The 23,072-nt window shown below is 66.9% G+C and carries 24 protein-coding genes and 1 pseudogene; 14 read left to right on the forward strand and 11 right to left on the reverse strand.

The genetic code is table 11. The features are described 5' to 3' along the window. Window positions 1-3 precede the first annotated feature (3 nt). From NNX35_RS11340 to NNX35_RS11370, 7 genes are all read right to left on the reverse strand, one after another. Complete coding sequence (locus NNX35_RS11340) at window positions 4-513, reverse strand: hypothetical protein (RefSeq protein WP_227922849.1); 510 nt, start codon at window positions 511-513, stop codon at window positions 4-6. 157 nt (window positions 514-670) lie between these two features. Further along, window positions 671-1,585, reverse strand: a complete 915-nt coding sequence (locus NNX35_RS11345) for a ribokinase (protein WP_255867829.1) — start codon at window positions 1,583-1,585, stop codon at window positions 671-673. 31 nt (window positions 1,586-1,616) lie between these two features. Then, window positions 1,617-3,050, reverse strand: a complete 1,434-nt coding sequence (locus NNX35_RS11350; protein WP_255766614.1) for an MFS transporter — start codon at window positions 3,048-3,050, stop codon at window positions 1,617-1,619. Further along, a complete protein-coding gene (locus NNX35_RS11355) occupies window positions 3,047-4,501 on the reverse strand; it encodes an MFS transporter (RefSeq protein ID WP_255867830.1) in 1,455 nt (484 codons plus the stop codon). The genes NNX35_RS11350 and NNX35_RS11355 overlap by 4 nt, the downstream gene beginning before the upstream one ends. Then, the gene (locus NNX35_RS11360; RefSeq protein ID WP_227922853.1) at window positions 4,498-5,445 is read right to left on the reverse strand and encodes a nucleoside hydrolase; all 948 of its coding nucleotides are present in this window, start codon (window positions 5,443-5,445) and stop codon (window positions 4,498-4,500) included. The genes NNX35_RS11355 and NNX35_RS11360 overlap by 4 nt, the downstream gene beginning before the upstream one ends. Before the next feature lie 416 nt (window positions 5,446-5,861). Beyond that, the gene (locus NNX35_RS11365) at window positions 5,862-6,089 is read right to left on the reverse strand and encodes a hypothetical protein (protein WP_255867831.1); all 228 of its coding nucleotides are present in this window, start codon (window positions 6,087-6,089) and stop codon (window positions 5,862-5,864) included. A 328-nt stretch (window positions 6,090-6,417) separates the two neighbouring features. After that, a complete protein-coding gene (locus NNX35_RS11370; protein WP_255766617.1) occupies window positions 6,418-7,368 on the reverse strand; it encodes an NADP-dependent oxidoreductase in 951 nt (316 codons plus the stop codon). 92 nt (window positions 7,369-7,460) lie between these two features. Here NNX35_RS11370 and NNX35_RS11375 point away from each other — a divergent pair, with 92 nt between their 5' ends. The 5 genes and pseudogenes from NNX35_RS11375 to NNX35_RS11395 form a co-directional block, all read left to right on the forward strand. Then, window positions 7,461-8,531 (forward strand): PLP-dependent cysteine synthase family protein, encoded by a 1,071-nt coding sequence (locus NNX35_RS11375; RefSeq protein ID WP_255867936.1) that lies wholly within the window; start codon window positions 7,461-7,463, stop codon window positions 8,529-8,531. 139 nt (window positions 8,532-8,670) lie between these two features. Then, entirely contained in the window at window positions 8,671-9,648 is a 978-nt protein-coding gene (locus tag NNX35_RS11380) for an ABC transporter substrate-binding protein (RefSeq protein WP_255867832.1), read from the forward strand. Then, window positions 9,648-10,487, forward strand: a complete 840-nt coding sequence (locus NNX35_RS11385) for an ABC transporter permease (RefSeq protein ID WP_255867833.1) — start codon at window positions 9,648-9,650, stop codon at window positions 10,485-10,487. Before NNX35_RS11380 ends, NNX35_RS11385 begins: the two co-directional genes overlap by 1 nt. After that, window positions 10,484-11,257 carry an ABC transporter permease gene (locus NNX35_RS11390; RefSeq protein WP_255766621.1) on the forward strand — a complete coding sequence of 258 codons (774 nt, stop codon included), beginning with the start codon at window positions 10,484-10,486 and terminating at the stop codon, window positions 11,255-11,257. The genes NNX35_RS11385 and NNX35_RS11390 overlap by 4 nt, the downstream gene beginning before the upstream one ends. 181 nt (window positions 11,258-11,438) lie before the next feature. Continuing rightward, window positions 11,439-12,122, forward strand: a pseudogene (locus tag NNX35_RS11395) (ABC transporter ATP-binding protein); the annotation flags it as partial. Window positions 12,123-12,186: 64 nt separating this feature from the next. Here the strand turns inward: NNX35_RS11395 and NNX35_RS11400 are convergent. Together NNX35_RS11400 and NNX35_RS11405 are read right to left on the reverse strand one after the other, a co-directional pair. Beyond that, window positions 12,187-13,149, reverse strand: coding sequence for a catechol 2,3-dioxygenase (locus NNX35_RS11400; RefSeq protein WP_255766622.1), 963 nt, complete (start codon window positions 13,147-13,149; stop codon window positions 12,187-12,189). A gap of 124 nt (window positions 13,150-13,273) precedes the next feature. After that, the gene (locus tag NNX35_RS11405) at window positions 13,274-14,056 is read right to left on the reverse strand and encodes an NAD(P)-dependent oxidoreductase (protein ID WP_255867834.1); all 783 of its coding nucleotides are present in this window, start codon (window positions 14,054-14,056) and stop codon (window positions 13,274-13,276) included. Between the two features lie 160 nt (window positions 14,057-14,216). On the opposite strand from NNX35_RS11405, the gene NNX35_RS11410 reads away from it, so the two are divergent. From NNX35_RS11410 to ligK, 4 genes are all read left to right on the forward strand, one after another. Next, window positions 14,217-14,882 (forward strand): GntR family transcriptional regulator, encoded by a 666-nt coding sequence (locus NNX35_RS11410; RefSeq protein WP_255766624.1) that lies wholly within the window; start codon window positions 14,217-14,219, stop codon window positions 14,880-14,882. Between the two features lie 121 nt (window positions 14,883-15,003). Continuing rightward, entirely contained in the window at window positions 15,004-16,197 is a 1,194-nt protein-coding gene (locus tag NNX35_RS11415; RefSeq protein ID WP_255867835.1) for a 4-oxalomesaconate tautomerase, read from the forward strand. Next, window positions 16,194-17,249, forward strand: coding sequence for an amidohydrolase family protein (locus NNX35_RS11420; RefSeq protein ID WP_255766626.1), 1,056 nt, complete (start codon window positions 16,194-16,196; stop codon window positions 17,247-17,249). The genes NNX35_RS11415 and NNX35_RS11420 overlap by 4 nt, the downstream gene beginning before the upstream one ends. Beyond that, window positions 17,242-17,925: a 4-carboxy-4-hydroxy-2-oxoadipate aldolase/oxaloacetate decarboxylase gene (ligK, locus tag NNX35_RS11425; RefSeq protein WP_255867836.1), complete on the forward strand. Its 684-nt coding sequence runs from the start codon at window positions 17,242-17,244 to the stop codon at window positions 17,923-17,925. The genes NNX35_RS11420 and ligK overlap by 8 nt, the downstream gene beginning before the upstream one ends. A gap of 152 nt (window positions 17,926-18,077) precedes the next feature. Here the strand turns inward: ligK and NNX35_RS11430 are convergent, their stop codons facing one another. Then, window positions 18,078-18,578, reverse strand: a complete 501-nt coding sequence (locus NNX35_RS11430; RefSeq protein ID WP_255867837.1) for a GNAT family N-acetyltransferase — start codon at window positions 18,576-18,578, stop codon at window positions 18,078-18,080. Between the two features lie 197 nt (window positions 18,579-18,775). On the opposite strand from NNX35_RS11430, the gene NNX35_RS11435 reads away from it, so the two are divergent. The 3 genes from NNX35_RS11435 (at window position 18,776) to NNX35_RS11445 (ending at window position 20,376) form a co-directional block, all read left to right on the forward strand. Further along, window positions 18,776-19,327, forward strand: a complete 552-nt coding sequence (locus NNX35_RS11435) for a hypothetical protein (protein WP_255863749.1) — start codon at window positions 18,776-18,778, stop codon at window positions 19,325-19,327. Further along, window positions 19,327-19,863 carry a hypothetical protein gene (locus tag NNX35_RS11440; protein WP_255766640.1) on the forward strand — a complete coding sequence of 179 codons (537 nt, stop codon included), beginning with the start codon at window positions 19,327-19,329 and terminating at the stop codon, window positions 19,861-19,863. The genes NNX35_RS11435 and NNX35_RS11440 overlap by 1 nt, the downstream gene beginning before the upstream one ends. A 93-nt stretch (window positions 19,864-19,956) precedes the next feature. Continuing rightward, window positions 19,957-20,376 (forward strand): hypothetical protein, encoded by a 420-nt coding sequence (locus NNX35_RS11445; RefSeq protein ID WP_227922892.1) that lies wholly within the window; start codon window positions 19,957-19,959, stop codon window positions 20,374-20,376. A gap of 28 nt (window positions 20,377-20,404) precedes the next feature. Here NNX35_RS11445 and NNX35_RS11450 read toward each other — a convergent pair whose 3' ends face one another. After that, entirely contained in the window at window positions 20,405-20,782 is a 378-nt protein-coding gene (locus NNX35_RS11450) for a hypothetical protein (RefSeq protein ID WP_255867838.1), read from the reverse strand. A 285-nt stretch (window positions 20,783-21,067) separates the two neighbouring features. Here NNX35_RS11450 and NNX35_RS11455 point away from each other — a divergent pair, with 285 nt between their 5' ends. Then, window positions 21,068-21,733: a peptidyl-tRNA hydrolase gene (locus NNX35_RS11455; RefSeq protein ID WP_255863751.1), complete on the forward strand. Its 666-nt coding sequence runs from the start codon at window positions 21,068-21,070 to the stop codon at window positions 21,731-21,733. Window positions 21,734-21,775: 42 nt separating this feature from the next. Continuing rightward, complete coding sequence (locus NNX35_RS11460) at window positions 21,776-23,035, forward strand: MFS transporter (RefSeq protein ID WP_255766643.1); 1,260 nt, start codon at window positions 21,776-21,778, stop codon at window positions 23,033-23,035. The last annotated feature ends 37 nt before the right edge of the window (window positions 23,036-23,072 follow it).

Genomic DNA, 23,072 nt, shown 5'->3' on the forward strand with positions numbered 1-23,072 from the left:
TGGCTAGTAAGCCTGGTTGAGCGCTTTATGCTGCCGGTACTGGCTCATTTCTTTGAAATACGCCGGCGACGGCTTCCGGTACACCATCACCGTGGCCACGACCAGTGCCAGGATTCCCCACCAGCCCAGCAGGTTAGTGCCGGTGAACAGGGACAGCACTGAAAGACCGGTGTAGACGGCAAGCAGGATCCGCGCCCAGTTATGGCCCTTGCGGATGAAAATGGCGGCTACCAGAGTGAAAGCGAGGCAGATGACGCCCAGCGCCACCAACAAGACGACGCCTTCGGCAGTGACCGTGTTGCCGTCCGCGTTCGCTATGAAGATGCCCGCGGGGACACTCAGCACGGTGAGAGCCACAGTGACCATCAGCAGCACGAAAGCTGAATCAACCTGCTTCGGCCGCTTCGGCGCGACCCCCGCTGCGGCAGGCCCGGGCACACCCGGGGCTCCGGGATAGGCGTAGGAATTGTAACTGTTGGCGTTGTTGGTGCCCTGCGGCACTTGTTCGGACATGCTTCCCCCATAAAGCCGGCTGGTTCCGCGGCGGATTCGCCGCAGTACCTGCCAGCATAGGCGGCGGAGAACGAACTAACGAAAAGCCATACGGAAAAGGGGCCCTGCATCTGCCGAGCGGCAGAGGCAGGGCCCCTTTGGTGGACGGGATAGGTGGTCAGTCCGCCATGTCCAACAGCGCCGAATACGAGGACTGCGCACCCTCGCGGGTAGCGGCCAGGGCGCCGGCGCGCGCCGCAAACTCGGCAGCCTGGACCAACGAATCGCCGGCGGCAAGCCGCGCAGCAGTGCCGGCGGTGAACGCATCCCCGCACCCGGTGGTGTCCACCGCGGTTACCCGGGTGGGAGCGACTGCAACAACACGGTCCGCACCGGTAGCGGTGCCGTCCAGTACGACGGCGCCCTCGCCGCCGAGCGTGATGATGGTGCGGCGCACACCAAGGCGGGACAGGGCGGAGATGACCCGTTCCCAGTCCGACGCCGGATCGGACAGTCCAGTGACCAGCGCCGCTTCGTGGGCGTTGAGCAGCAGGACATCGGTCAGGGCCAGCAGCTCGGCGGGCACCTCCCGGTAAGGCGAGAGATTCAGCAGCACCTGGGCGCCGGCGTCGTGCCCGGCCTGCGCCGCGGCAGTCACCGCTTCGAGCGGCACCTCCAGGCTCAGGCAGAGCACTGCGGCGTCGTCGAACAGGTCCGCCGGGAGCTCGGCGCCGGTGACCGTGCCGTTGGCGCCGGGGGAGACGATGATGGTGTTCTCTCCGGCAGCATCCACCACGATCATGGCTGTGCCCGTTGCGGTGCCGGTGCGGCGCAGGACGCGGGCGGCGTCTACGCCGGCACCGGCAGCCGCCTCGAGCAGCAGATCCCCGTGCCCGTCCGCCCCCACGGCGCCGAAGAGCCGTACCTCGGCACCCAGCAGGGCAGCGGCAGCGGCCTGGTTGGCACTCTTGCCGCCCGGGACAATGACCAGTTCCGAACCGTTCAGGGTTTCCCCGGGGGAGGGGAAGCGCTCGGTGCGGACGGTCAGGTCGGCATTAAGTGAGCCGACAACTACAACTTTTCCGGCGGACATGCAGGGATTCTCCTTGGGTGGCGTGCTGGGATCAGCGGTGGTCGGTCTCGGCCTCGGCGGCGTCAACCTCGGCGTCGGCGGGCCTCGGGATGAGGAAGGACGTGGCCAGGGCCAGCGCCAGGATGACCAGACCGGCAATGATACCGGCGTAGTACCCGGTGGATCCCGCGCCGTCGGCCGGGGTGGCCGCCGTCTTCACCGCGTAGATGACGGCGAAGCTCAGGCCGGCGCCCAGGTTGAACGCGCCGGCGTTGAGGCCGGGCAGGAAGCCGGGGTTCTCCCGAGGGGAGAGCACGATACCCAGTCCGTTGAGCATGATGTTGCTGATGCCGGCATAGGTGATGCCGATCAGCACGGACACGCCCAGCAGCCCCAGCCGGGAGTCGCTGCCGACCATCAGGAGCATCAGGGCCAGGGTGATGACGGCGCCGATCAGGCCGATCCGCAGCACCTTGCCGTAACCCCAGCTGGCGGCCAGCCGGCCGGCGAGGGGTCCCAGGAGCAGGCCCGCCAGGGCGTACGGCGTAAGGGTCCACCAGGCGGACTCCTCGGCGCCCATGCCGAAACCGACGACGCCGTCCTGCGCCAGGGCCGGGATGATGCCGTTGATGACGGCAAACACTCCGGTCATGGTCAGCAGCGTGGTCAGCAGCAGGGCCCAGGTGGAGCGCTGCTTCAGCAGATACGTGGCCACGAGCGGTTGCTCGGTGCGGTTCTCCACCTTCCAGAACGCCACGAAGGCGAGAACGCCAATGACGATTAGGGCGATCACCAGCAGCCAGTTGGCGTCCGCCAGCTTGCCCGCCTCGTTGAACGCGGTCAGCAGCGTACCCACGGAGATGACCAGCGGAACAACGCCCACCCAGTCCATCTTTTCCTTCTTTTCGGCCCGGGATTCGGGCGCCAGGAAGAAGAGCAGGGCCGTGGCGACCGCACCGACAATGGCCATGGCCCAGAAGACGGAGGCGAATCCGTGGTTTTCCGCGAGGTAGCCGCCGGCGACGGCGTCGACCCCGGCAATGCCGCCGTTGACGGCGGTGATGACGCCCATCAGGGTGCCGTACAGCCTGGGATCGCGGATCTCCACGCGCAGCATGATCAGCGTCAGCGGAACCACCGGTCCCGAAACGCCCTGGATCAGCCGGGCGATGAAGAGAACCTCAATGCTCGGGGCGAGGGCTGCCACCACGGAGCCGATGGTCAGGACCACCAGCATCCCGGTGAGGACCTTCTTGCGGCCGATGATGTCACCGAGCCGGGGCAGGAACAGGGAGAACAGCGCGGCGGCGGTGAAGAACGCCGTCTGCGTCAGTCCGACTGCCGCGGAGGTCGTTTCCAGTTCCTCCTCGATGCTGACCAAGGCGGGGGAGAGCATGGAAGCGTTGAGCTGGAACGCCACACAGGCGGCCAGCAGGGCGGCCATTAGTGCGCCGACGTTTACCCGTCGGCGGGCGGTTTCAGTCACGAGTTCACCTCGATCTTGGCTCGGCCGGCGGTCGGTTCAGCAGCCGCCGGATCCGCGGTGACAGCAGGCTTGGGGATCAGGAAGGACGCGGCCAGGGCCAGGCCCAAAATGACCGCGCCGGCAATGATGCCGCCGTAGTAGCCTTCGGTGCCGGATCCGTCCGTAACGGTGGTGGCGGTCTTGGCCGCGTAGATCACGGCGAAGCTCAGGCCGGCGCCCAGGTTGAACGCGCCGGCGTTGAGGCCGGGCAGGAAGCCTGGGTTCTCCTTGGGGGAGAGCATAACGCCGAGGCCGCTGAGCATTACGTTGCCGATGCCGGCGTAGGTGATGCCAACCAGGATGGAAATGGCCAGCAGCCCCAGCCGGGAATCGCTGCCGACGACCGGGAGCATCAGGGCCAGGGCGATGACCGAGCCGATAGTGCCGATCCGCAGCACCTTGGCGTAACCCCAGGTGCCTGCCAGGCGGCCGGCAAACGGGCCCACGATGAGGCCTGCGAGGGCGTACGGAGTGATGGTCCACCAGGCGGACTCTTCGGCGCCCATCCCGAAGCCCACGGCACCGTCCTGCGCCAGGGCCGGGATGATGCCGTTCATGACGGCAAAGACGCCGGTCATGGTCAGCACGGTGGTCAGGAGCAGTGCCCAGGTGGACCGCTGCTTCAGCAGGTAGGTCGCGATCAGCGGCTGTTCGGTGCGGTTCTCGACCTTCCAGAACACTACGAACGCGATGACTGCAATGACGATCAGGCCAATGACCAGCGGCCAGTTGGCTTCCGCCAGCTTGCCGGCCTCGTTGAAGCCGGTCAGCAGGGTGCCGACCGAGATGACCAGGGGCACAACGCCCACCCAGTCCATCTTTTCCTTCTTCTCGGCGCGGGACTCCGGTACGACGGCGATGACGAGGGCGGCGGCAATGACGCCGACGACGGCCATGGACCAGAAGATTGACGCGAAGCCGTGGTTCTGCGCCAGATAGCCGCCGGCAATGGCATCAACGCCGGCGATGCCGCCGTTGACTGCCGCAATGACACCCATCAGGGTGCCGTAAAGCTTGGGGTCGCGGATCTCCACGCGCAGCATGATCATGGACAGCGCAACTGTGGGGCCGGAGACGCCCTGGATCAGCCGGGCCAGGAACAGTACCTCGATGCTCGGTGCGAGGGCGGCCACCACGGAGCCGATGGTCAGGACCACCAGCATTCCGCCGAGGACCTTCTTGCGGCCGATGATGTCGCCGAGGCGGGGCAGGAACAGGGAGAACAATGCGGCGGCAGTGAAGAATGCCGTCTGGGTCAGGGCTACGGCAGCCGAAGTGGTGTCCAGCTCCTGCTCGATGGTGAACAGGGCGGGGGAGAGCATGGAGGCGTTCAGCTGGAACGCCACGCAGGCGGCCAGCAGAGCCGCCATCAGTGCGCCGACGCTCACCCGGCGGCGGGCGGTTTCACTCACAGGTCAACCTCGCCAATGCGCTGAAGAGCGTCGACAACCAGGTCCCAGAATTTCCGGTGGTCCAGGTCGACGGCTACGGATGTGTTGCAGTCAGCGGGAGCCGGTGCGCGGAAGTCCGCCACGGTCATGCCCAGCGTCAGGGTGCCGGTCAGTTCCACGTCCAACGGCACGCGCCGGGTGGTCATGACGGAGGGATCGATGACGTAGGCCACGGCGCACGGGTCATGCACGGGCGGGAAGTCGAAGCCCTGGGCGTCCTTGTACGCCTCGCCGAAGAACTCGAGCAGTTCACCGACGAACTTGGCCGGCTTGGTACCGACGGCGGCGATGCGCTCGGCCACTTCGTCCGTGGCCAGGGCCTGGTGGGTGAGGTCCAGGCCGACCATGGTCAGCGGCCACTTCTCGTTGAAGACGATGTGTGCAGCTTCGGGGTCGATCTTGATGTTGAACTCGGCCACGGCGGACCAGTTGCCCACGTGGTAGCCGCCGCCCATCAGGACAACTTCCTTCACCCGTTCGGCAATGCGCGGTTCCTTGCGCACGGCCATGGCGATGTTGGTCAGGCCGGCGGTGGGAACAAGGGTGACGGTGTTCGGCTCGTGTGCCATGACCGTATCGATGATCAGGTCCACCGCGTGGCGGGGATCCAGCTCGAGGGTCGGCTCGGGCAGCTCGGGGCCGTCCATGCCGGAGTCGCCGTGGATGTCCGGGGCGTTTTCAATGGTGCGGACCAGGGGGCGGTCGCAGCCGGCGGCGAAGGGAATGCCTGTGATATTTGCGACACGGGCAATTGCCAGTGCGTTACGTGTCACCTTCTCCAGGGTCTGGTTTCCGACGACGGTGGTCACCGCCAGAAGGTCGATCTCCGGGCTGCCGTGTGCCAGCAGCAGGGCGACCGCATCATCATGCCCGGGATCGCAATCCAGGATGATTTTGTGGGGCATTACGTCTCCGCTTCGTTGAGGTTCTAGCTCCGGGACCGCGGTTCCGGCATTTCGGCGCCCACTTCCGGTACTCCTGCAGCGGCCCGCGGCGGTGCGGACATGGGGGAGTGCCCATCAGGCACCGGAATTAACGATATCGACGTATTGCGGACCACTCCGCCGTGGCTTCTGCCACGCCCCTGGCAGAGCGCCGGCCCAATTTGCCATCTGCCCGCCAGGAAATTATGCTGTCCGCCGCTCTTTCTCGGGCGGGGCGGTGCGGCAGGCTCCCGCCTCCCCATCCAGCTTGCCCGAACGGCACGGTCCCCGCCAGACAGGCGCAGCGATTGGGGTTGCCCGCGCCGCCTATCCGCGGGCCCGATGCGGGACGTTGGTGCGGCCGCCCTGCCCGCGAAGGGCGGGGCGGCCGTGCGTTCTTACCACCGGACCTTTCGTTCCCGCGGGCCTTGCTTCGTGGTCGCACGGGTGGGCTTGTGGTCCTTGCCGAGACTCTGCCAGCCGGGCAGGGCGGGCTCCGGAGCGGAGGCAAGCTGCTGTGCGCTCGCCTCGCTCAGCCGCGCTTCGGCCGCCGGAGCGAGATGGATCCCGACCGGCGGCAGTACGGGCTGTTCGGATTCGGGCTTTTTCTCTTTAGGTGCACGCATGGTGTTCTCCAATGGCTCTTGGCCGTTGAGGTTATGTCAGGGACACCGTCCGGGCATGCGAAAGCACACCGGTTCTACGGGGAGGCTTTTGCGGGGCAGACGGACGGGCTCGGAGGCAGCGCCTCAACAAGCTCTAGTGGATGGTGTCTGCGGTGGGTTTCGAGCGCGCAGCGCTACTCGAATATCAGTGTTCCCATGCGGATGACCATAACAGCGCGGCCGTCCGCGGGATAGCCCTTTCCCAAAGAACCCGATGCATTAACGACGACGACGGCACCTGAGGCACCGGTGCCGCCGTCGCGCGGTTGAGCGTCGGTCGAGCGAAGGATCAGAAGGTCAGGACAATCCGGCCGCGCAGGCCGCCGGCCTCCAGCCTGCGGTGCGCTTCGGCAGCCCGGTCGGCGGGCAGGACATCCGCGATCCGCGGGCTGAGCAGGTCCGCTTCGGCCAACGCCCGCAGCCGGTCCAGCTTCGCGCCGGAGGAGTACTCCTCGCCGACCCGGATCGCCTGCACCGTAATGCCGCGGCCGGGATCACCGTCCCACCCGCGTACGGTGGCGAACCCGCCGCCGTCGCGCACTGCGCCCACGGCCAGCTCGTTCATCACTGCCGCATCCGCCACGGCGTCCACGCCGTCGGGGAATAGCCCGCGGACCCGGTCGGCAACGTCGTCGCCGCGTTCCACCACGTAGTCCGCTCCCAGTGCGGTCACGAGCTCCGCGTCCCGCGGGGAGGCGTCGGCGACAACGGTCAGCCCGGCCTCCTTGGCGAGCTGGATCAGATAGTTGCCGAGGGTGCCGGCTGCACCGGTGATCGCCAGGACCGACCCTTCGGCAAGGTCCAGCTTCTCCAAGGTCTGCACCGCGGTGAGGCCGTTCATCGGCAGCGTGGCGGCGGCCTCCAGCCCGACCCCGGCCGGGACCCGAGCGATGGAGTCCGACGGCGCCACCAGGTACTCGGCGTAGGCACCCCGCCGGGCGGCCCGGGGCAGGGCCAGGGCCATGACTTCGTCACCGATCCGCCAGCCGGCTCCCTCACCCACCTCGTCGATCACGCCGGCGGCGTCCATGCCCGGAATATACGGCGGCTCCTGCCCGCCCATATCCTGGGCTCCGGAGCGCAGGACGGTGTCTGTGGGGCTGACGGCGGCGGCGCGGACCCGGATGCGAACCTCCCCGGGGCCGGCATGGGGCTCGGGCACGTCGAGGACCTCCAGGACCTCGGGGCCGCCAAAGGCGCGGATGCCAACAATCTTCATGGACTCGACGATATCGACCATCAGGGTGCTGATGAAAATCCCGGGTGCCGGCAGACGGGCGGACAGGCCAGCAGGTGCCCGACCGAACGTAGGCTTGGAGCGTGAACATTCCTATGCTTCCGGACCGCACGTGGGCCGAGACCGCCATCCGCCGCATCGAGGCCGAGGGGGCACGCTCGGCGGACACGCATCTGTTCCAGGTCCCGGTCCCGGCCGGCTGGTCAGTGCAGATCTACCTGAAGGACGAGTCCACCCATCGCACCGGCAGCCTCAAGCACCGGCTGGCCCGCTCCCTCTTCCTCTTCGGCCTGGTCAACGGCTGGATCACCGAGGGCACCACCATCGTGGAGGCTTCCAGCGGTTCCACCGCTGTGTCGGAGGCTTACTTCGCCCAACTGCTGGGGCTGCCGTTCGTGGCCGTGATGCCGCAGACCACTAGTGCGGAGAAGATCCGGCTGATCGAGCACTACGGCGGGCGCTGCCACTTCGTCGAGGAGCCTTCGGAGGTGTACGCCGCCGCGGAGGCCGTCGCGGCCAGCACCGGCGGGCACTACATGGACCAGTTCACGTACGCAGAACGCGCCACTGACTGGCGGGGCAACAACAATATTGCCGAGTCGATCTTTTCCCAGATGGCCCAGGAGGACCATCCGCTGCCGGACTGGATAGTGGTGGGTGCCGGGACCGGCGGGACAAGTGCAACGATCGGCCGCTATATCCGTTATCACCGGTATCCCACCCGCCTGGCTGTCGTGGATCCGGAGAACTCGGCGTTTTTCCCCGCCTGGCAGAATCCGGGGGAGCCCGCGGCCGGAAGGCCCTCCCGGATTGAAGGTATCGGCCGGCCGCGGCCGGAACCCAGCTTCGTTCCGGCGGTAATCGACCACATGATCCAGGTCCCGGACGCCGCATCTGTGGCTGCTTCCCGGCACCTGAGGCGGCTCACCGGGCTGCATGCCGGCCCCTCCACCGGCACCAATCTCTGGGGGGTCTGGCAGCTGGCCGCCGCCATGGAAGCGGACGGCCGTGCCGGAAGCATCGTCTCGCTTGTGTGCGATTCCGGGGACCGGTACACCGCTTCCTACGGCGACGACGCCTGGCTGGCGTCCCGCGGACTGGACCCGGACCGGGCCACAGCCGTGCTGGAGGAACTGTTCCGGACCGGGCGGTGGCCTGCGGGCTGATCCGCTCCATGCCGGCCCCGCCGCCGGAGCGGCAGGCACCGCTCCTCGATCGTTATTGAGAATTGTTGACAATCGTGTTTACCAAAAATACCGTGTGTGTGACCTAGCTTACTTTTTACACGGAAACCGGGGAATGACAATGAAGCCAATTCTTAGGATGCTCGCCGCCTCCACTGCGGTCCTGGCTCTTGCCGCCTGCGGCTCGGGGTCGCCCAGCGGGGAGGCCGAAGACACCGGCGAGGCCGGTGGCGGGGACCTCACCCAGGTGACGGTCGGAGTCATCCCCATCGTCGACGTGGCACCGATCTACCTCGGCGTCCAGGAGGGCTTCTTCGAAGCGGAAGGCCTGGAGCTGGAACTGCAGCCGGCCCAGGGCGGCGCGGCCATTGTTCCGGCCGTCATGAGCGGCAGCATGGACTTCGGCTTCAGCAACATTTCCTCGATGCTGGTGGCCAAGTCCAAGGGCCTGGATGTGCAGGTGGTGACCGCCGGAGCGGCGTCGACAGGCGAGGACGGCGCCGATTTCGGCGGCATCCTGGTTAACCCGGATGCCGGGATCGAAACGGCGGCGGACCTTGCGGGCAAGAAGGTCGCCGTGAACACGCTCAACAACATCAACGACACCACCGTCCGCGCGGCCGTGCGCAAGGCAGGCGGAGACCCGTCAGGCATCGAGTTCGTTGAGCTGGCCTTCCCCGATATGCAGGCTGCCCTGGAACGCGGCCAGGTGGATGCCATCCAGGTGGTGGAACCCTTCCTGACGGGCGGGCAGAATGCCGGGTCCGTTCCGATCGCTTCCAACTATGTGGATACCGCGGAGGACCTCGCCGTCGGCGCCTACTTCACGACGTCGGCGAAGGCCGAGGACGATGCGGAAACGGTGGAGAAATTCACGGCGGCCATGAACAAGTCCTTGGAATACGCGGAGGAGAACCCGGACGCCGTCCGCGAGGTCCTGCTCACCTACACGAAGATCGACGCCGAGACCGCCAACGCCCTTACCCTGCCCAGCTTCACCACGGAGATCAACCGTGCCGGCGTGGAAACGCTTGCGGAGCTCTCACTCAGTGACGGTCTGATCAGTGAAGAGCCGAAGCTGGATGAGTTGCTGCCGTAATGAGTACCGAAGTGCTGGAACCCGGCCGGGCTGCGCAGCCACGCGCAGCCCGGCCGGGTGCGCGCCGTTCCGTGCCGAAACCGGTGCTGGGCCTGGTCGGGGTCCTCGGTTTCCTGCTGATCTGGGAACTGGTTCCAAGGCTCGGCCTGGTCCAGCCCCGCTTCCTGCCCCCTGCCTCGGAAGTCATCATGGCCCTCGTCCGGGACTTCGGGCTGACTGCCTTCTGGGTGGCCGTGGGGCACACCCTGATGGCCTGGGCCATTGGCCTGGCAGCCGCCGTCGTCGCCGCCGGCATCCTGGGCCTGGTGATCGGCATGAGCCCGTTCCTCCGACGGTTCACCAACTCCACCATCGAGTTCCTGCGCCCGGTTCCCTCGGTGGCCCTGATCCCGCTGGCCGTGCTGCTGTTCGGCGTCAAAATCGAATCCTCGCTGATGCTGATCATCTACGCCTGCTTCTGGCAGGTGCTGATCCAGGTGCTCTACGGGGTGGCCGACGTCGACAACGTGGCAACGCAGACGGCACAGTCCTACGGCTTCTCCAAGCTGCAGCGGATCCGGCACGTGGTGTTTCCCACCGTGCTGCCGTACCTGATGACGGGCATCCGTCTGGCGGCCTCCGTGGCGCTGATCCTGGCCATCACCGCCGAGCTGATCATCGGCTCGCCCGGGCTCGGGCGTGAGATTGCGGACGCCCAGTCCGGCGGAGCCATCTCCGGCATGTATGCCCTGGTGCTGGCCACCGGCCTGCTGGGCGTGGCGATCAATATCGTGATGCGCCAGGTCGAGCAGCGCCTGTTGTCCTGGCATCCGTCCGTCCGCGGAGAGGTGGTGCTGTGAAGACGCTCAAGAGCCTTGCCTACGTGGTTGCGCTGCCCCTGCTGCTGGTGCTCCTGTGGTGGGCTTCCACCCGGGGCGAACCGAACTTCTTCGTACCCACCCCGTCCGCTCTGGTGGATGTCTTCGGTCCCACCTGGTTTGAGGGGCGGATCACCGGGGATGTCCTGCCGTCGCTGGGAAGGCTGCTCGCCGGGCTCGCCATCGCGATCATCCTTGGCATCGTCGTCGGGCTGCTGGTGGGCCTGAACCGGACGCTGCGGGCGCTGACCGAACCCGTGTTCGAGTTCTTCCGTGCCCTGCCGCCTCCGGTGCTGGTTCCGGTGCTGATCCTGCTGGTGGGCCTGAATGACGGCATGAAGGTTGCCGTGATTGTGGTCGGCTGCATTTGGCCGGTGCTGTTGAACACCATCGAAGGGGTGCGCTCCATTGATCCGGTGCAGAACGAAACGACCCGGTCCTACGGCATCTCCGGGATGAACCGGATCCGCTACCAGGTGCTGCCGTCTGCCGCGCCGACGATCATGGCCGGCATCCGGCAGTCGCTGTCCATCGGCCTGATCCTCATGGTCATTTCGGAAATGTTCGGTTCCTCCTCGGGACTGGGCTTCACTATTCTGCAGTTCCAGCGGTCCTTCGCCATCCCGGAAATGTGGTCCGGCATCCTGGTGCTCGGCCTGATCGGCCTGGCCCTGTCCCTGATCTTCCAATGGTGCGAACGGCGCGTGCTGCGCTGGTACCACGGCCTTAAAGAGGTAGAAAATGCAGCCTGACGCCATCTCCGCCAAAACCACTCCGGCACCGGAAGGCACCGCACCGTCCGGGCGCACGCTGCCCGAGGGGGAAGCGCTGCTTTCGGTCCGCGGGCTGAAAAAGGTCTACTCCACCGACGGCGGCCCCATCGAAGCCGTCCGCAACCTCACCTTCGACCTGGGGCACGGCGAGCTGGCCTGCCTGGTCGGTCCCTCCGGCTCCGGCAAGACCACCCTGCTCAAGTGCATCGCGGGACTGCTCGGAGCCACCGAGGGCGAAGTGCTGCTCGACGGCAAGAAGGTGACGGCGCCGCCCAAGAAAATGGCGGTGGTCTTCCAGGAATACGGCCGCTCCCTGTTTCCCTGGCTGCGGGTCGCGGACAACGTGGAGCTGCCCCTGAAGAACGCCGGCGTGCCCAAAGCGGAACGCCGGCAGCGGGTAGCCGACGCGCTGGAGGCGGTGGGGCTGGAGCACGTGCCCAAGTCCTACCCCTGGCAGCTGTCGGGAGGCATGCAGCAGCGCGTGGCCATCGCCCGTGCGGTGGCGTACCAGCCGGAGGTGCTGCTGATGGACGAGCCGTTTGCCGCCGTCGACGCCCAGACCCGCGCCGATCTGGAGGACCTTACCCGGCGGCTGTGGAAGGACCTGGGCATGACCATCCTGTTCGTCACGCACGACATCGACGAATCCGTGTACCTCGGTGAACGCGTCATCATCCTGTCCTCCTCGCCCACCGTGGTGCAGGAGGACATCCTGATCGACCTCCCGGAGGACCGTGACCAGCTGGAGACCCGGGGGATGCCGCGCTTCACCGAGCTGCGCCATCACGTCTACGAGCAGATCCAGCTCGCCAAGAAGGGCCACCGGCCGGACGCGGCGCGCTGAGCCCGGTAGGACAAACGACGGCGGCCCCTCCCGCGAAGGAGGGGCCGCCGTCGTTATGCCGGGCTCAGTCGGCGGGAAGCTCCACCGGGGGAGTGCCGTGGGTATGGAAGGTGTCGATGGTCTTCATGCCCCAGGCCTGGCCCTTGGCGCGCTCCGCCTCGGTCCATTCGATGGTTTTCCAGTCCGGTGCCAGGATCAGGCGGGCACCGGCGTTGCAGAATTCGATCCGGTTGCCGCCGGGCTCATACACATACAGGAAAAAGGTCTGCTGGATGGCGTGTTTGTGCGGCCCGGTTTCGATGTGGATGCCGTTTTCGAGGAAGATGTCCGCAGCCTTGAGGATGTCTTCGCGGGTGTCGGTGGCGAACGCGACGTGGTGCAGCCGGCCGCTGCTGCCGGTCCAGTCACCGCTGTACACCAGGTCATAGGACTTGTTGGAGAAGGTGAACCACTGGCCGGAAAGCCTGCCGTTGTCCAGCCGGATCTGTTCGGTGGGCTTGCCGCCCAGCACCTCTTCCACGAACCGGCCGTTCTCGGCAACGTCTGCGCCGAGGAAATTGACGTGGTCCAGCCGGCGGGCGTTCACGCCGCGGCCCGGGAAGCGGTCCGCCTGGTTCTTCAAGGCCGGCCGGGACTCTTCGGTGGGCACATGCCATTCGCTGTCAAAGTAGATGTCCATCGGATGCCCGTCCGGATCCGTGAAGGCGTAGGTCTTGCCCATGCCCGGGCCGCCGTCGTGCCAGCCGACTCCGCGTCCTGCCGCCTCGATGGCCGCAACGCGCCGTTGCAGCGCCTCTTCGCTGGCGGCGCGCAGGCCCAGGCGTCCGACGCCGGAAGTCTCGTGGGCGGTGAGTTTGATGGTGTGGTGTTCGTAGTCGTCCCACGCGTGCAGGTAGGCGGAATCGCCCTCTCGGGCGACTTCGCGCATTGCCAGCAGTTCGGTGAAGAACCACAGGCTCTTGTCGAAATCCGGGGTATAGAGTTCCACGAAGCCCAGATGGGCTACGTCGCGAAAAGCATCAGGCATTGCGGTTTCCTTTGCGGTCTGCTGAAACGGCACGGGCTTCGTTGCCGGCCTGCCGGTCCCGAAGCAGTGCTGAGAGTCAATCAGCGGCCCCGGGTATTGTCAACAATTTCGCAGACAATGCAGGTCAGGCGGGGCCGGTGCCGCCAGCTGCCAGTGCGGACAACCAGCTGAATGTGCCTTCCGTCATCCAGGCAGGTGTGCCCAGTCCGCGGAGGTACGCCAAGGAGTCTGCGACCTCGTGTGCACGCCGCACGGCGTGCGTTTCCGAGCCCTGAAGGAGCCGGGCCACCAGGTCCGGCCCGTCCGGGCCCAGCTCCCCGGCGATTTCCGCCAGGAGCCACTCCTCCGCGCCGGCTGCTTTTCCGGCTGCCCGGCATTCCAGTACCAGACCCGCCAGTCCCTTCATGAAGACACTGCGCAGCAGCTTACGGCCCGCCGCGGCGCCGGGGGCACCGGGGATCGTTTCCACCGGGGTGCCGAAGCCTTCCATCAGGGCGGCAAACCTGTCCGCCGCGGTGCCGCTGACAAGGAGCGGGGTTCGGCTGCCGGCCCGGGGGACGGGCGCCATGACGGCCACGTCCACCAGGGCCACTCCATAGCCTGCGGAGAGTTCGGCAAGTGCGGCTTTGTCCTCCGGGCCGGCGGTGTTGAAATCCGCGAACACGGCGTTCGAGGGAAGCAGCGGAAGTATCTGCTCCGCGACGCTGCGCGCGGCGGCGGCGCCGACCAGGCTGATGGCCAGATCCGTTCCGTCAACGGATTCGGCAAGCGAGTCGAACTGGCGGATGCCGGCGTCGCGTGCGTCGGTGTACGGGTCGTAGCCGCGTACGTCCGCCCCGGCCTCGGCCAGGCCCAGTGCGTACAGGCGTCCGGCTTCGCCCAGGCCCAGTACGGTCACCGCAGTCATGGTTGTGTCCTCTCGTAGCTGTCCGCCGATTATTGCCATGATTGTCAACAATTCCAAGCTGCGGCCGCCCGCCGGGGGCTGGGGGACTGTGATGCAGTGATAACTTGGCGTGACACCAAAAATGAGGGCGGGCGGGTGCCGTTTCGCCGAGGAGCTTCAAATGACAGCAGATGCAGCAGCGACCACGAGTAACGCTGCGCAGGTGGCGGACGCAATCCGCACGGCAATTCTTGACGGCGAGCTGGTGCCGTCCCAACGGCTCGTGGAGGCGGACCTGTGCACGCAGTTCAAGGCGAGCCGCAGTGCGGTCCGCTCCGCCCTTGCCGAGCTCGCCGTCGAGGGCGTGGTGGAGCGGGTGCAGAACCGCGGAGCCCGCGTGCGGTCGGTGCCCGTGGAAGAAGCCGTAGAGATCATTGAGGTCCGCGGCGTGCTGGAGGCGCTGTGTGCCCGCAAGGCAGCGGAGCGGATTGATGCCGGGCAGGTCTCCGAACTCCGGCAGATGGCCGACGACATGGCGTCCGCCGTAAAGGCCGGCGAACTGATGCGCTACTCGGAGATCAATTCCAGGCTCCATCGGCGGATCGTGGAAATCAGCGGTCAGGGAACCGCCGGAGCCACCATCGAAAGGCTGCGGGCACAGAATGTGCGCCACCAGTTCCGGCTCGCGGTCCAGCCTGGGCGTGCCAACGTTTCGCTGCCGGAACACGTGGAAATCATTGAAGCCATCTGCGCCGGGCAGGGCGAGCAGGCTGCCCGCATGATGGAGACCCACATGGCGAGCATTGCCGACGCCATCCGCCGGACAGGCTCAGCGCCCCCGCACTAAGACGCGTAGTATGCCTAGCCGCCGCCAATCGAACGCACGGCACGGTTAGCGGCTGCTGCTCCGCTATTTGTCTTTGTCACCGTTATTGTCAACAATCTGGTTGACGAGGTACATTCTTGTGGTGCAGACCACAGAAAAGTCCTCGGTGCCGGGTTCCGTCCGCGGCAGCCAGTTCGGCATCCCCTGCTGGTTCATGCGGGGAGGAACCTCCCGCGGACCCTTCTTCCGTCGCACCGACCTGCCGGCTGACCTGCACGGCGAACGCCGGGACGAGGTGCTGCTTGCCGCCCTCGGATCTCCCCACCCGCTGCAGATTGACGGGCTGGGAGGCGGTAATCCGCTCACCAGCAAGGTGGGGATCGTGGACGTCAGCAGCCGGGACGGGGTGGACCTGGAGTTCCAGTTCGCGCAGCTGCAACCAACTTCCGACACCGTGGATACCACGGCCAACTGCGGAAACATGCTCGCCGCCGTCGTTCCGTTCGCCGTGGAGTCCGGCCTCCTTCTGCCCGGCGGGGATACCACCACCGCCCGGGTCCTGACGCTGAACACGGGCATGGTGGCCGAAATCAGCATCGCGACGCCGGCAGGGGACCAGGGCCGGTTTGTCGAGTACGGCGGGGATACGCGGATCGACGGCGTTCCCGGCACGGCGGCGGCAGTCACCATCAACTTCCTGGACACGGCCGGTTCCGTCTGTGCCTCCCTGCTTCCCACCGGCAATGCCAGCGACACGGTGGTTCTCGACGGCGTAGGTCCGGTCCGCGTCACCTGCATCGACAACGGCCAACCGCTGGTGATGGTCCGGGCCACGGACCTGGACCGCACCGGCTACGAATCCGCCGCCGAGTTGAACCGTGACGAAGAGCTGAAGCAGAGGCTTGAAGCACTGCGGCTCCAGTGCGGGCAGCTGATGGGGCTGGGAGACGTCACCGCCAAGAACTACCCGAAGATGACGCTGGTAGCCCCGCCGGCATACGGCGGCACCATCACCACCCGCAGCTTCATCCCGCATGTCTGCCACGAATCCATTGGCGTGCTGGCCGCCGTCACCGCTGCCACCGCGTGCGTCATTGACGGCACCGTGGTAAGGGAAGTCAGCACCGTTGCTGATGCCGGCCCCGGAGCAGACCTGACGGTTTCGGTGGAGCATCCCTCCGGCGAATTCACCGTGGCACTCGGGCTTGACCCGCAGGACCCCCAGCACGTCACCAAATCCGCGCTGCTGCGCACCGCACGGCTGATCATGGCCGGCGAAGTTTTTGTCCCGCACCGTCTCCAGGAGGCGGCAGCAACAGAGGAGAACACCCGATGATCATCGATTGCCACGGCCATTACACCACCGCCCCGCCGGCCCTGGGCGACTGGCGGGACCGGCAGATTGCGGCGCTCGCCGATCCCGGAACGGCTGCTCCGGACCCGGCGGACCTGGTCATCAGCGACGATGAACTGCGGGAAAGTATCTCCGCGAACCAGCTGCGCCTGATGGATGAGCGGGGTATCGACCTGACCATCTTCTCGCCGCGGGCCTCCTTCATGGCACACCACGTAGGGGACTTCGCCACTTCCGCCGCGTGGGCGGCCATCTGCAACGAGCTGTGCTTCCGGGTCAGCCAACTCTTCCCGGACCGGTTTGCTCCGGCCGCCATGCTGCCGCAGTCACCCGGAGTGGACCCGGCGTCCTGCATCCCGGAACTGGAACGCTGCGTCAACGAATACGGTGCCGTGGCGCTGAACCTCAACCCGGACCCCTCCGGCGGCTACTGGACCGCCCCTCCGCTGACGGACCGCTCCTGGTACCCGATCTACGAAAAGATGATTGAGTACGGACTGCCGGCGATGATCCACGTAAGCACCAGCGTGAATCCTGCCTTCCACACCACGGGCGCCCACTACCTCAACGCGGACACCACCGCGGTGATGCAGCTGATCCAGGGGGACCTGTTCAGGGACTTCCCGGAGCTGAAGTTCGTTATTCCGCACGGCGGCGGCGCCGCGCCCTACCACTGGGGGCGCTTCCGCGGGCTGGCCATGGCACTGAAGAAGCCGCCGCTGGAGGAACACCTGCTCAACAACGTCTTTTTCGACACCTGCGTCTACCACCAGCCCGGTATCGACCTGCTGTTGGAGGTGATGCCCACCCGGAACATCCTCTTCGCTTCCGAGATGATCGGAGCGGTGCGCGACGTCGACCCGGACACCGGGTTCAACTTCGATGACACCGGGCGGTACCTGGCTGCAGCCGGCCTGACAGGCGAGGAGCTTGCCGATATCCGCGAGAACAATGCCCGTGCCGTCTATCCGCGCCTGGATGCGCTGTTGACCCGGCAGGGCCGTGAACCCCAAAGGAGCAGCACCCATGCATGAACTCGGAGTGGTCCACCGCAGCATCACCCGTGCCCCGCAGCCCGACGTCGAGGCCCTGGCCCCGTACGGGACCAGTACCGTGCACGAGGCCATGGGCCGGTTGGGGCTGATGCGGCCCTACATGCGCCCCGTCTACCCCGGCGCCAAACTCTGCGGCCCGGCGGTCACCGTGCTGCTGCAGCCTGGGGACAATTGGATGCTGCACGTGGCCGTTGAACAACTCCAGCCCGGCGACGTGCTGGTGGCAGCCTGCACCACGGAGAGCGAAGACGGCTTCTTCGGCGAGCTGTTGGCAACTTCGGTGCGTGCACGCGGCGGTGTTGGTTTGGTCATCGACGGCGGCTGCCGCGACGCTGCGGCCCTGCAGGAAATGGACTTTCCCGTGTTCTCGCGTGCCATCAACTCCAAGGGCACGGTCAAGGCGACCCTGGGTTCGGTAAACGTTCCGATCGTGTGCGCCAACGCCTTGGTGAACCCCGGCGACGTGGTGGTTGCAGATGTGGACGGCGTCGTCGTCGTTCCTGCCGACCGTGCCGCAGAAGTGGCCGAGGCCTCCCGGAAGCGGGAGGACAACGAGGCGGCCAAACGCCAACGCCTCGCCGCGGGAGAACTCGGACTGGACATGTACTCGATGCGGGGACCGCTGGAAGCGGCAGGACTGCGCTACATCGATTAGCCGCTGGAGGGTGGTGCGGATAGGAAATCGATCCGCACCACCACCCGGAACAACGGTGAAATGATCCGCGATTGCAGCTGATTCCGGCATGGTGTGCCCTCCCGCTCTTGGGCACGACAGTGCCAGCGCAAGGAACCGGTAGTCAACGCGCGCTACGGCAGCGGCGGCAAGGCACGCTTGAACCCGAGGTGCGAGGCTTCAAAGCCCAGCCGCCGGTAAAAGCGGTGTGCGGACTCCCGCCGGGCATTGGAGGTGAGCTGGACCAACGTGGCACCGTTACGCCGGCCTTCGGCAACCGCCCAGTCCATCATGGCCGCACCCAGCCCGTTGGACCGGAGACCGGCCCGCACATGGACGGCTTCAACCTGTAACCGGGTTGCCCCGCCGACGGCCAGGCCGGGGATCAGGGTCAACTGCAGTGTCCCGGCAATCTTCCCTGCCGGGTCCTCGACCGCGGCCAGGAAGTTGGCCGGATCCGCGGCAATGGCCTCATAAGCGCGCAGATACGGCTCCAGGGGATGGACGCCCGGCGGATCGGACGGGGACGACGGCGTGTCGGCCAGCAGCAGCCGAACGATCGGGCCGACGTCGTCGCGCTCTGCCCTGCGCACCCGGTAGGAGCCGCCGAGCAACGCGGCGGGACGGATTTCCATGCCCGCAGTCTTCCACACGGTGGCAAACCGGCTCCATCCATTGACCGGGCGGCCCGGGCGCAGGCAGGGTTAATGGACCGGATGACCGTTGCCGCCGTCAGGACCCGTTTCTGCTTTGAATCCGATGCGGCACTCTTTCCCGGTCAGACTGTAGAGAGGCAGCTGTGGGCGAAAACCTGAGGCGGGTCCAAAGGATAGTGCAGGTACAGTTCGGGGTTCCCGAGCCCCCGGACAGCTATTCCGAGACCTGTGCCCGGCTCGATGCGGCGATTGCCGTCACCGCGGCACGCCAGGACGTGCTGCGGAACCAGGTCCGCGCGGCATGGGAAGTGGCGCGGCACTACGGTGCGGTCACGCGGTCCTACGAAACCCGGTTGAAAGCGTTGGAAGCCGTTGTTGCCGAGGAACGGCTGACCGCAGGCCAAGCCGTCAGCCTCGCCGCGACCGCGCGCCGCATGCATGACCTTGCGGTACGCGTTGAAGCCACGGCGCGCCACCATTTTGAGGTTGTCCGTGCGAAGGAATCCCGTGTGGAGGAATTGATGCAAAAACTGACAAGTTCGAAGTCGCAGCTGAAGCTGGCGCAAACGGCGGAGAACCATCGAAACCGGCTGCGCTCCCTCGAAGCGGCCGTCGAGCAGGACCCGATGATTTATAACCGAAGCCGCTCCGACCACGAGCTCCACGAGGCGGCCAGGCTGGCCCGCGAAGCAGAGGCATTGGCCGGGCTGAAGGGAGGGTGGTCCTGATGGCCGCGCAGATCCAACCGATACTGGTCACCGTTCCGCTCAGTCCACGGCACCCCCACTCAGTGCGAACCATCGTGGGCCTGAGCGTGGCCGCGATGCTGTTCCTCGTGATGGGCGGCGGTGACCTGATTGCACTGCTTATCGCATTCGGCTTTATCGTTCAGCCCGTCCAGGCAGTCACGGACAAACTCATCCGGTGGCCGCGGCAGGACCGTGCGGACGCAGAAGCCCTTACCCGAGTGGTCCGCGAGTACTTCTACAACGCACCCGCCGTGGACGCCAAAGGCGTCCGTGAACTGGTGGCGAAGCGGCAACTGCAGGTCAACGACGACGGCGGCGGGCAGCTGCGCCTGGCGCTGACCGGGCGGCGGAAGCCTACTGCGGCGGGCAGCAGGCCGGAGGCCAGGCTGTCCTTCAAATGCGGCGACGTGGGGCTGATGGACTTCGACCGGCTGCTGCAGAACGCCGAAAACGATCCGCCGGTCCGGCGCGCAACTGATCGGATGCGCCGTCCGGGCACCGGGGCGGCCGCCTGAAGCGGTGCCCGCACGGTGTGCCCCGGCGGTATGTCCTGGCAGGGTGCGGGGGCGGCGGCAAGGTTTGTGCCCAGCGGCTGAGAACATAGAAGTATGCAGACACTCAGCCTCAAGGAAGCCACCGCCCTCGCAGAACAGGCAGCAGCCGTAGCCGAGGCCCATATTCCCTACGGCTCCGGGCTGGGTGCCCCCGCTTCCTTCACGCTTGCCTGGCTGATGGCCTCCGCCGGGCTGGAGGGCGTGCGCGTGGCCAGCGGAAGCTCGGGCATGGGCGATCACTTCTGGGTGGAGACGGATCAGTGGCGCATCGACCCGACCCTGCGCCAGTTCGCCCGGCTGAATGGCCGCCCGCTGGTGGAACCGGTCAGCGAACCGGGCAACTTTGCCGCCGTCAAATACCACGCCGTGCCCGGTTCCCGGCAGGAGGCGGTGCGGGAGGTCTCCTACGGGTTCCGGAACGCGGCCGAGACCGAGGACTTCGTCAATGAGATGGCTGCGGCCATCCGCCTCTAGCCGGCGAATGACCCATGCCGGCGATCAGTTACTGCCCGAACTCTTCCCCGGCGAGAGTGATCAGCTCTTCCTCATTGGCCCTCACATCCACCGGGCGTTTATCGGACAGGCGCCGGTGGGATGTGTAGAACCACAGGGCAATCCGCTCATCCGGCCAGCCGGCTTGGCGGCCCATCCGGACCACATCCTTAACCGTGGGAAGCACCCGCTCAGCATTCCAGTCGAACTGGAAACCGGGATACAGGAACTGCTCTCCCCGCTTTACCACCAGGATCCTCCCCTTCCCGGTGAGCTGGCGGGCCATCGAATTGGGGCCGCCGCCGAAGCCCAGCTGCTGGGCTATCTGGGCCACGGTGTACAGGCCGTCCTCCCGTTCCATCGACTGCCACTGCGCCTCCGGTCCCACCGCATCGACTTTCCCCGGGCTGCGGGAAGAATCAGGGCCGCGGGAAGGCACAGGATTGCTGGAAGAACCAAGCCTCGGGGAAAAGCCGGGTGCCGGCCGCGGGGGAAGGGAACTGTGTTTCTGGGGTTGTTTCCGGGTTTCGCGATCGCTCATGCCGCGCACGCTACCGCGGCGGCGGGAGCAGGGGCAGAGTAGCGACGAGATCCAAGGGTTCGACGGCGGGCCGGTCTCCGGAGCGGGGCACACCGCACGGAGTCTCCCAGCGGAACATGGAAAACTGGAAGCATGCAGCCGTTCGACAAAGTCCAGCCCATCGTCCTGCTCGTGGACAAGACTGATCCCGCCGCCCACCGCGACGCCGTGGCCGCGGCCGCCGTCGCCAGTGTCCGGGCCTACACATCCACCGAGGGCAGCGAAGCGTGGGAGAACTGGTTGTACGGCCGGTTTACGAAGACCGTCCGCCGGGCCAATCCCAGTACCTTCGGGCGGCTGGCTGCTGAAGCGCCGTCGGGGGCGGTGACGGTGGGCCGGGCGCAGGCCATCGCCTTCGAACCGGTCACCTACGACCAGATGCCCAAGAACCTCGCGAAGCTGCAGGTTTCCGGCACCCAGCTGCCGGATGACGCCCCGGTGCCCTGGCCGGGAAACGCCCCGGTGATCGTCCTGAACGCAGACCTGGACATGTCGACCGGCAAGGCCTCCGCCCAGGCAGCGCACGCGCTGCTGTCCTGGTACCTGCAGCTGGACCCGACCGCCCGGCAGGCGTGGCAGGACGCCGGGGAACCTGCGGGAGTCCGCTTCACGGCCGGGAAGCTTTTCGCCGAGTCCGCCGCCCGCCCGGGAGCCGGACCGCTGATCGTCGACGCCGGAATGACGGAGATTGCCCCGGATACCGCGACGGCGTTCGTGGAGTCGGCCAGCTTCAGCCCGGCTGCCGGGCTGCCCGTCTGACACATAGGCCCCGGGTGCCGGCGCCATGATAGAAAGACTCGGGTGAGCGAGACCAAGGGGACACCGGCAAACACCACCGCAGGCGGCCGCACCCTGCCGATCTGGCTGGTCGGCATCGCCGTGGTTCTGGTCGCCGTCAATCTGCGGCCCGGCGCGTCCTCCATTGGCCCGGTCCTCGCCGAGCTGCAGGCTGCACTGGACCTGGACGCCACCGCCGCCGGCGTGCTGACCGCGCTGCCGGGACTCACCTTTGCCATGGTGGGGGCGCTCGCCGTCGCACTTTCGCGCAAAACCGGCATCAACGGCGCCATTGTCCTGGCGCTGGGGGTGGTGGCAGCAGGCCTGCTGGCGCGGGCGCTGGCAGGCTCCGCCGTGCTCTTCCTGGTGCTTACCGTGCTCGCCTTCGCCGGCATGGCGGTGGGCAACATCCTCGTCCCCGCCTTCATCAAGCGCCACGGCGGGTCGCGCCTGGCCCTGCTGAACTCCGTGTACGGCACCACGCTGGCCCTGGGCGCCAGCCTGCCGCTGCTGCTGGGCGGCGTGCTGGCCGGCAGTGATCCGGCCGGCTGGCGGCTGAGCCTGGGGGTATGGGGCGCAGCGGCCGTGGCGGCGTTTATCCCGTGGATTCTCGTGGCGCTGCGGGCAGGCCGTGACCCGCTGGCGGCGGGCGAGCCGCGCCGGACGAAGGGCGCCCGGATGCGTTCGTCACGCACCGCCGTCGCCCTGAGCATCTTCTTCGGCGTTCAGTCCATGCACGCCTACGTCCAGTTCGGCTGGGCTGCGCAGATCTACCGCGACGCCGGACTGGAACAGGCGCACGCCGGACTGATGGCCGCGATCATTGCCGGGCTTGGTATCCCGGGCGGCCTGATCATGCCGGTGCTGGTGGCACGCTCGCCGCGCCTGCGGACCTACATTGTCGGCCTGGGTGTCTGCATGGTGGCCGGCTACAGCGGGCTGCTGCTGGCAGCGGACACGCTGCCCTGGCTCTGGGCGCTGTTCCTGGGCGTGGGCGGGTTCGCGTTCCCCACCGCGCTGGCACTGATCACCGCCCGCTCCCGGGAACCGCGGGTCACCGCGCAGCTCTCGGGCTTCATCCAGCCCGTCGGCTACTTGCTGGCCGCCATGGGGCCGTTCGCCATCGGCGCCCTGCACGATGTCTCCGGCAGCTGGACCCTGCCGCTGGCACTCCTGATTGCCTCCGCCGCCGTGATGGTCGGAGCCGGCATCCGTGCAGCCGCCCCGCGGTTCGTGGACGATGAACTGGCCGCGGTGCCGAAACGCCCGGTGATAGGTTCGTAAGGACTGGCACTACCGCTGGCACCCTGCTTAGACATGA

The sequence above is a fragment of the Arthrobacter sp. zg-Y844 genome, from assembly GCF_024385465.1.
GTDB lineage: Bacteria > Actinomycetota > Actinomycetes > Actinomycetales > Micrococcaceae > Arthrobacter_B.

Bases quoted from the DNA above. Each gene is read 5' to 3' on its own strand.
- NNX35_RS11360 (WP_227922853.1), bottom strand. From the start codon at position 5,445: ATGCCCCACAAAATCATCCTGGATTGCGATCCCGGGCATGATGATGCG.
- NNX35_RS11405 (WP_255867834.1), bottom strand. From the start codon at position 14,056: ATGACTGCGGTGACCGTACTGGGCCTGGGCGAAGCCGGACGCCTGTAC.
- NNX35_RS11455 (WP_255863751.1), top strand. From the start codon at position 21,068: ATGCAGCCGTTCGACAAAGTCCAGCCCATCGTCCTGCTCGTGGACAAG.
- NNX35_RS11400 (WP_255766622.1), bottom strand. From the start codon at position 13,149: ATGCCTGATGCTTTTCGCGACGTAGCCCATCTGGGCTTCGTGGAACTC.
- NNX35_RS11440 (WP_255766640.1), top strand. From the start codon at position 19,327: ATGGCCGCGCAGATCCAACCGATACTGGTCACCGTTCCGCTCAGTCCA.
- NNX35_RS11430 (WP_255867837.1), bottom strand. From the start codon at position 18,578: ATGGAAATCCGTCCCGCCGCGTTGCTCGGCGGCTCCTACCGGGTGCGC.
- ligK (WP_255867836.1), top strand. From the start codon at position 17,242: ATGCATGAACTCGGAGTGGTCCACCGCAGCATCACCCGTGCCCCGCAG.
- NNX35_RS11370 (WP_255766617.1), bottom strand. From the start codon at position 7,368: ATGGTCGATATCGTCGAGTCCATGAAGATTGTTGGCATCCGCGCCTTT.
- NNX35_RS11385 (WP_255867833.1), top strand. From the start codon at position 9,648: ATGAGTACCGAAGTGCTGGAACCCGGCCGGGCTGCGCAGCCACGCGCA.
- NNX35_RS11410 (WP_255766624.1), top strand. From the start codon at position 14,217: ATGACAGCAGATGCAGCAGCGACCACGAGTAACGCTGCGCAGGTGGCG.
- NNX35_RS11380 (WP_255867832.1), top strand. From the start codon at position 8,671: ATGAAGCCAATTCTTAGGATGCTCGCCGCCTCCACTGCGGTCCTGGCT.
- NNX35_RS11420 (WP_255766626.1), top strand. From the start codon at position 16,194: ATGATCATCGATTGCCACGGCCATTACACCACCGCCCCGCCGGCCCTG.
- NNX35_RS11445 (WP_227922892.1), top strand. From the start codon at position 19,957: ATGCAGACACTCAGCCTCAAGGAAGCCACCGCCCTCGCAGAACAGGCA.
- NNX35_RS11340 (WP_227922849.1), bottom strand. From the start codon at position 513: ATGTCCGAACAAGTGCCGCAGGGCACCAACAACGCCAACAGTTACAAT.
- NNX35_RS11365 (WP_255867831.1), bottom strand. From the start codon at position 6,089: ATGCGTGCACCTAAAGAGAAAAAGCCCGAATCCGAACAGCCCGTACTG.
- NNX35_RS11345 (WP_255867829.1), bottom strand. From the start codon at position 1,585: ATGTCCGCCGGAAAAGTTGTAGTTGTCGGCTCACTTAATGCCGACCTG.
- NNX35_RS11375 (WP_255867936.1), top strand. From the start codon at position 7,461: ATGCTTCCGGACCGCACGTGGGCCGAGACCGCCATCCGCCGCATCGAG.